Annotated in this window: 4 protein-coding genes, 2 tRNA genes and 2 pseudogenes; 7 read left to right on the forward strand and 1 reads right to left on the reverse strand. The window is 28.8% G+C overall.

Features of this window, described 5'->3' with window-relative positions; genetic code table 11:
* From ACJAX4_RS19790 to ACJAX4_RS19820, 7 genes and pseudogenes are all read left to right on the forward strand, one after another.
* Positions 1-1611 (forward strand): UPF0182 family protein (locus ACJAX4_RS19790; RefSeq protein ID WP_435791161.1); only part of this gene is annotated, 1611 nt, incomplete at its 5' end.
* A 202-nt stretch (positions 1612-1813) separates the two neighbouring features.
* On the forward strand, positions 1814-4045 hold the full coding sequence (locus tag ACJAX4_RS19795) for a hybrid sensor histidine kinase/response regulator (RefSeq protein WP_435791162.1): 2232 nt from the start codon (positions 1814-1816) through the stop codon (positions 4043-4045).
* A 171-nt stretch (positions 4046-4216) separates the two neighbouring features.
* Positions 4217-5614 carry an NAD(P)/FAD-dependent oxidoreductase gene (locus tag ACJAX4_RS19800; RefSeq protein WP_435791163.1) on the forward strand — a complete coding sequence of 466 codons (1398 nt, stop codon included), beginning with the start codon at positions 4217-4219 and terminating at the stop codon, positions 5612-5614.
* 45 nt (positions 5615-5659) lie between these two features.
* Positions 5660-5893, forward strand: a pseudogene (locus tag ACJAX4_RS19805) (DUF1667 domain-containing protein); the annotation flags it as partial.
* Positions 5894-5906: 13 nt separating this feature from the next.
* The gene (gene serS / locus ACJAX4_RS19810; RefSeq protein WP_435791164.1) at positions 5907-7190 is read left to right on the forward strand and encodes a serine--tRNA ligase; all 1284 of its coding nucleotides are present in this window, start codon (positions 5907-5909) and stop codon (positions 7188-7190) included.
* Between the two features lie 144 nt (positions 7191-7334).
* A tRNA-Ser gene (locus ACJAX4_RS19815) sits at positions 7335-7425 on the forward strand.
* Positions 7426-7456: 31 nt separating this feature from the next.
* Positions 7457-7547, forward strand: a tRNA-Ser gene (locus tag ACJAX4_RS19820).
* 170 nt (positions 7548-7717) lie between these two features.
* Here ACJAX4_RS19820 and ACJAX4_RS19825 read toward each other — a convergent pair.
* Positions 7718-8192 (reverse strand): annotated as a pseudogene (locus tag ACJAX4_RS19825) (ISNCY family transposase); the annotation flags it as partial.

Below are 8192 nucleotides of genomic sequence, written 5' to 3' on the forward strand. Positions count from 1 at the left end.
TTAGAATTTTATAATCAATTTCAATATATGAGATTTTATTATGGATTTAATAACATAGATGTGGATAGATATAATATTAATGGGAAGTACACTCAGGTATTTATTGCACCTAGAGAAATTGATTTACAATCATTAAAAGATAAGTCGAATACTTGGCAAAATAGACATTTAGTTTATACACATGGATATGGAGTTGTTATGAGTAAAGTGAATTCTGTAACAAGTGAAGGACAACCAGATTTCGTAATTAATAATATACCTCTTGAGAATAAAACAGATATAAAATTAGATAATCCTAGAATATATTTTGGTGAAGATACCAATGATTATAGTGTAGTTAATACAAAAATTGGAGAATTGGACTACCCTAAGGGTGGAGAAAATCAAATGAACCACTATGAAGGAAAAGCCGGAATAGAGATGAGCTTTGTAAATAAAATATTATTTGCAATAAATAAAAAAAGTTCTAAGTTTTTATTATCCAATGATATAAATTCTAATAGTAAGATATTAATTCATAGGAATATAGTAGAAAGGGTAAATAAAATTGCTCCATTTTTAACATATGATACCGATCCTTACATTGTAATAAACGCAGGAAAGTTATATTGGATTATAGATGCTTATACAACTTCTAATAGATATCCATTTTCAGAACCTCAAAATGGAGTAAATTATATCAGAAATTCAGTTAAAGTTGTTATTGATGGTGTGGATGGAAAACCTGAGTTTTATATATTTGATGAAAATGATCCTATAGCAAATAATTACTCGAAGATATTTCCTGGACTATTTAAAGATATAGATTCAATTCCAAGTGGACTTGTAGAACATTTTAGATATCCGGAAGGCATATATAATTTACAATGTAATGTGCTTGGAAGATATCACACTACAGATCCAGGAGTATTTTATAGTGGGGATGATGCATGGTCTATAGCAACTAAGCAAGAAAAAATTGAGGGCAAGGCAGCAGTTAATGAAGCCTCTTACGCTATAATGAAACTACCTAATGTGAGCATAGAAGAAATGGTTTTACTTGAATATTTTAATACTAAAGGGCGAGATAACATGGTTTCTTTACTTGCAGCAAGAATGGACGGCGATAATTATGGAAAAATGGTTTTATATAAATTTCCATTAAAGGGAACGGTTTATAGCCCAGTACTGTTTAAACAAAAGATGAATCAAGATACTGAAATATCAAAAGAATTATCGCTTTGGAATACCCAGGGCTCAGAAGTTTTATTTGGAGAAACCCTAATTATTCCAATTAAAAGTTCTTTGCTTTATGTAGAACCAATGTATTTGAGAGCCAAAGGGGAAAAAAGCATACCAGAAATGAAAAGAGTTGTAGTATCTTATGGTGGCAAAATAATGCTAGCTGATAATATAGAGTCGGCGTTAACTCAGTTATTTAATTATACTGATAAAAATAATACAGTAGAAGATAAATACGATTCAAATGTAGATGTAAAAGTACTAGAAACTATAAAAAGTGCTAAATATGTATACAACAAGGCATTAGAAGCCCAAAAGAGTGGTGATTGGGCCGAATATTGGACATATATAAAACAATTAGGTGAAATACTAGACAAAATAAAAGATTAAATTGTATTATATTATCATAAAATGTTATCTTAGGGCATATATAATTATATGTCCTTTTATTTATGGTAGAATTACGTACATTTAACTTAGGAATGTATAATTCAAATAAACATTGTATGAAAAAGGAATATATAATAAAATGTCGAATAAGTTTATATAAGTGAGAGTATTTGGAATATGTTATAAAATTAAGGAGTTTATTATGAAATATACAAATAATAATTTACATAGAGAATGTAAAAATTCATTATGTATAGGTACGGATGTTTTAAATATTAATAATTTGCCTGAAATAATTAAAGAATACATTTCTGATGCTCTTTTAAATAACGAAAGAATTATATTATTTTCAGATGATATCTTTTATAAAGACATCGAAAACAACTTTATTAATGATGAAGATCTTATAAAATATAATCTATGTGAAGGTAAATTTAAAATAGTAATATATAATATTAATGATTTTGATTATAATTATAAAAAGTTTTTGGATATTATTATTGATATTGTATCTGCTGATAAAGAAAAACTAAGGATAATATGGGATTTTAAAAACGTGACTAAAATAGCTTGTAAATTACAAATTGTAATCAAGTGTGTTGAAAAAATAATAGAATCTTCGAAAAATAAAGTTTCAAATTTGATATATATTGAAAATGACATATATAATTTTGATGTATTATGTAGACTTAGTAATTTATTTAATTTATTAATTATTATAGATAGAAATAAAGAAATGGAATTTTTAAATAAAAATGAAATAGAAAAAGCAATATGGATGCTAAGTTCAAATTTACTATTAAAACATAAGAATAAAAACTTAGTTTTATTTAATGATACATTTTCCAATATACCTAAAAGTACAGATGAGAATGAGTTTAAAAAAATTATAATGAGTAAAATTAAGGATGTGTGTGATGTAGACTTTTGCATTTTACACTATTCACTTAAAGAACAAGAAAGTATAATACCTATGGATAGTTATTATGGTATCACAAAAGAACAGCAGTACTACTTAATGAATGATACAGAAATAATTAAGTATATTAATAAGTTCAATGCAATTGTAGAAGGAAGTAGTTCAGATATATTATTAAATTTAAGTGAAATACAAGACTCAAAAATAGTTGAGAAATTTAAATTAGTAGGAATAGTAAGTTATATGGCTATTGCTGTAGAATATTATGATACAGCTAAAGGGGTAATATGGATAGGTAAATATGAAAATAGCAGCGAACTATCTAAAAACAACGTAGAACAATTAAAATCAATATGCAAAACAGCTTTTTATTTGATTCAAGATCAGAAAAAATTTTCTGTTATGCAAAGTAGGCTTATACAAAATGAAAAACTAAGAGCCATGGGTGAAATGGCGGCGGGTATAACTCATGATATTAATAACATACTTACACCAATTTTAGGTTTTGTTGAGCTTCTAAAGGATAAAATTATAGATAAACAAAGTTTAAAATTACTTAGTGTTATTGAACTTTGTGCATTTGACGGAATGAACATAACAAAGAGGGTTAGAAGATTAACAAAAAAACATAATGATAATAATGATTTTGAAACTTTTAATATAGATAGCGTAATTTCAGATGCAATTGATTTAACCAGAACTAAGTGGCTTACTGAAAGTATTTTTAAGGGCATAAAAATAAATATAATTAAAACATTAAAATCTAATGCGGCGATTAAGGGCAATATAACAGAGATAAGAGAGGTATTTATAAACATAATAACTAATGCTATAGATGCTATGCCAAAGGGTGGGACAATAGAGGCTATTACAAAAAATGAATCTAATAGTGTTATTATTGAAATAAAAGATAATGGAATGGGAATGAATAGAGAAATTCAAAAGAGAATAATTGAGCCGTTTTTTACAACTAAAGGTAATAACGGTTCAGGGCTTGGACTAAGCATTTCTTATAATATTATATCTTCACACAAAGGGACCATAAAAATAGAAAGTAAAGAAAATGTAGGTACTTCCTTTATTATTAAATTACCCATATGTGACAATAAAATTAAGCGTGAAAATTTGGTATCAAATATTGATGTTGATATTAGTTTTCAAGGAAATATTCTTGTTATTGATGACCAGGAGCAGATAAGGAATGTTGTTTCTAGTATGATAAAGTCAATTGCTAAATGTAAAATAAAGACATGCGGATGTGAAGATCTAGATTTAGAGCTAAGAAGAAGAAAATATGATATAATAGTATGTGATTTTACTATGCCAAGTATTAATGGATTACAAGTTGCACAAAAGGTTAAAGAATTAAATATAGACACATACTTTTGTCTAATGACAGGTTGGGTAGGATCTTTCGAAGATAAAGAATTGAATAACGTTGACTTTGTTTTAAATAAGCCTATAAACAAAGAAAGTTTAAAACGATTGGTTTTTGAATATACTAATAGGAAGTAAAGTAGATAAGGATGATTAAATCCTTCTAATAAATATTTAAAAAGAAGAATAAATTATTCTTCTTTTTTTAGTGATTTTTTTTAATTTTAAAGATATTTAGCCTTATGTTAAAATAAAGGATATAATAATAAGAAGAGGTGAAATAGTTTTTTCTTATAATGGAGGGTTACAATGGATTATGATGTACTTATTTTGGGTGGAGGTATAATAGGCTGCGCTGTGGCTTATGAGATATCTAAATACAATCTTAATATAGCTGTTATTGAAAAAGACTATGATATAGCAGATGATGTAGCATTAATAAACACTGCCATGATATATGATGGCGTTGAAAGTGAAGATACTTTAACTTCAAAACTTGAACGTATGGGAAATAAAATGATGGATACAATAACTGCTAGATTTAATGTTCCTTTTAAAAGATGCGGTTCACTAATAATTGCTCAAACAGATGAAGAAGTTAATATGATTCAAAAAACATATAATAGGGCAATAGCTAGAAAAACAAGGGATGTACAGCTTTTAGAACCGGAATACATATATGAAATGGAACCAAATTTAAATGTTGATGTAAAAAAAGCTTTATATTCTAAAAATACCGGTGTGATTTGTCCCTTCGACTTAGCATTAGCGTATGGAGAAGTAGCTTTTGATAATGGTGTAAAATTTAAACTAGAGGAAGAAGTAATGGATATTAAAAAGATAACAAAAGGATTTAGAGTAATTACTAATAAGAATACATTAACTTGTAAAATAGTAATAAATACAACTTCTTCAGAAAGTTACAGTATAATAAATAAAAAAAAGTTAGATGGAAGCAATAATGAGAGAATGTTGAAATATTTACTCCTAGATAACAATAAGAAATCAAGTTTTTATCATGCATTATTTATGTTTGATTCTAAAGGTCAAAGAATTTATACACTTCCAACTATGGAGGGTGATACAGTAGCTGCTATTAGTACAAAAGAGGACGCTAGTTATAATGAAGTAGTGGATAGGGTATCTAAAATAACAAGTGATGTAGATAGCATGGATGTTAAAATGTTTTTAGAATGGCCTTTTTTTGAGGAGCCAATGGTAATTGATGATAGTGGTATAGATAATGGCCTTATTCAAATTAAAGGAAAACACTATGGACAAATTACTATGACGCCTGCTATAGCAAGTATAGTCTGTGAGAGTGTAGTTAGTAAAATGAAATGTAAACATAAAAAAGATTTTAATGATAACAGACGTGAGTACTATAAATTTAGAGAATTGTGTGATGAGGAAAGAAAAAAAATTATTAAATTAGACAAAAATTATGGTAAAATAATATGTGCGTGTGAGAAAGTAACTGAAGGGGAAATAGTGGATGCTATAAGGAGACCTTTAGGTGCACGAACAGTTGAAGGAGTTAAACGAAGAACAGGTGCTGCTTTTGGAAATTGTCAGGGTTCACTTTGTTTAAATAAAATTGTTTCTATTTTAGCAAGAGAAACAAATAAAAAAGTCACAGATATAGTTAAGGATTCCAAAAACTCTAATATTGTGTTATATAGAATAAAAGAATTTGATAGTATGTAGGAGATGAGTTATTTGACAGAAGAAGCTGTTTATAATTTTATTGAAAACGAAGCAATATTAACAACTTTAGTTAGAATAAAAGGCTCAGACTCATTTAATGTAGTGCCAGTAAAAAGTAGCAAACCCATTAATAAGAGATTGTGGATTGAATGTTCTAAAGCATTAAGTAGAATACATGTAGGACCACCTTTAAAAATAGGTGATGTAGTATGTAAGAATATACTTAATACCAGGGTTGATATTATTTGCACAAAAAATATAGAAAGAAATATAGATTAAGGGAGGAATAATTATGTTAGATTTAAAAAGAATAAGAAATAATCCAGAGGAAATAAAAGAATTATTGGCAGATAGAGGGGAGAATTTTGATTTATCAGTAATAGATGAGATTGTATCGATTGATAAAAAAAGAAGAGATATGTTAATGGAGGTTGAGGAATTAAAGAATAAAAGAAATACTCAATCTGCTCTTATACCAAAGCTTAAAAAAAGCGGAGAAAATATAGAAGAAATCATGATAGATATGAAAAAATTATCAGATGAAATTAAAAGTTTTGATACAAAGATTTCTGAATTGGATGAAAAGACTAAATATATTATGTTAAGAATTCCTAATATACCTAATAAAAATGTGCCTGTAGGAAGTACAGAGGAAGATAATGTTGAAATAAGAAAATGGGGACAGCCGGAAAATTTCAAGTTCGAAACTAAAGCTCATTGGGATTTAGGGATAAACAATGATATTTTAGATTTTGAAAGAGGTGGAAAGGTTACAGGATCAAGATTCACAGTGTATAAAGGACAGGGAGCAAGACTTGAAAGAGCATTGATAAGTTACTTTTTAGATTGCCATGTGGACAAAAACGGATATACCGAAATATTGCCTCCATACATGGTTAATAGGCAAAGTATGATTGGCACGGGTCAACTACCTAAATTTGAAGAAGATGCGTTTAAAGTGGCTAATACGGACTATTTCTTAATACCAACAGCAGAAGTTCCTGTTACAAACATTTATAGAGATGAGATATTAAATGGTAAAGATTTACCTGTAAAGCATGTTGCCTATAGTGCTTGCTTTAGATCAGAAGCAGGATCAGCTGGAAGGGATACTAGAGGGCTTATAAGGCAGCATCAATTTAATAAAGTAGAGCTTCTTAAATTCACAAAACCTGAGGATTCTTACGCTGAACTTGAAAAATTAATTACAGATGCAGAGTCAGTGTTACAAGGACTTAATTTGCCTTATAGAGTTATTGCAATATGCAAAGGTGACTTAGGATTTACAGCATCATTGAAATATGATATTGAGGTTTGGATGCCAAGTTATAATAAATATGTTGAAATATCAAGTTGTAGTAATTTTGAGGATTTTCAAGCCCGACGTGCAAATATAAGGTACAAAGAAGATAAAAAGGATAAGCCTAAATATATTCATACCTTAAATGGATCAGGAGTAGCTATAGGAAGAGCTTTAGCTGCAGTACTTGAAAATTACCAAAACGAAGATGGATCAATAACTATTCCAGAGGTTTTAGTGCCATATATGGGAGGAAAAAAACTAATTACAAAATAAATTATTAGATTAATATATCTATTGTGTAAATGTATAAGTAAGCAACTTAACCATTTGAAATTTAAAATTAAGTTGTTTATTTGTTTTATTATGTTGACAGAAAATATATATGCTGATATAATAAATTTTGTTGTTAGAAAATACGGAGGGATGGTCGAGTTGGTTTAAGGCACCGGTCTTGAAAACCGACGAATGTGAAAGCGTTCCGTGGGTTCGAATCCCACTTCCTCCGCCATTTTTTTATAAGCACATTTAAATAACTCCATGGAGAAATACTCAAGTGGCTAAAGAGGCGCCCCTGCTAAGGGTGTAGACTGGGAAACTGGTGCGAGGGTTCAAATCCCTCTTTCTCCGCCAGAAACCATCTAACAATTGTTAGGTGGTTTTTATTATTTAATATAAAAAAATGTAATAAAAGAAATATATGTCAAGCATTTTTGAAAATGTCCCGAAATAAGTGAAACATTAGCACCAGCAAGTTGCTGGTGCTTTATTTTTTTAAAAGCGTAATTTTGGGTGATTAAATATTAACCAGTCTTGGTTGATCTATGAGTATGCTTGTCCAAGTATGCTTGAAATGATGCATGTTTCCAAGGATGACTCATAGGTGGCACGTAACTTTTGCGTTTTACTGGATTATCTTTTGTGAAATCAAAGTTCTTTGAAGTAGCTTTGTGGTCTGGTATTACTTCTAACCCATATATTTTATTTTCTATACTAACGTAAAATTCACCATCAAAAGCTCTAATAATCAAAGCGGATGTACCTTTTCTAAAATATGTAGGATTGCTATCACTATCAATAGGTTTATAGTATTTGGATTCAAAGCGTACGCAATGTCCACAATCAACCTTTCGGTCGGCTAAAACGGCAAGAGTTAAATTAATTTTTTCAACCGTAGGTTGTGTTTTAAATACAGATTTGGTATTATTGATATCAAGAGCAAACTTAGCATTGAATTTTTTTACGTAGTGGTTTAAGAATACATTTGCTAGCTCTATT

Origin of the sequence: Clostridium sp., assembly GCF_051278035.1 — a bacterium.
In the GTDB taxonomy this organism is placed as follows: Bacteria; Bacillota; Clostridia; order Clostridiales; family Clostridiaceae; genus Clostridium_AD.

Excerpts from the sequence above, each read along its gene's own strand:
- ACJAX4_RS19795 (WP_435791162.1), top strand. The coding sequence starts at position 1,814 with ATGAAATATACAAATAATAATTTACATAGAGAATGTAAAAATTCATTA.
- ACJAX4_RS19800 (WP_435791163.1), top strand. The coding sequence starts at position 4,217 with ATGGATTATGATGTACTTATTTTGGGTGGAGGTATAATAGGCTGCGCT.
- serS (WP_435791164.1), top strand. The coding sequence starts at position 5,907 with ATGTTAGATTTAAAAAGAATAAGAAATAATCCAGAGGAAATAAAAGAA.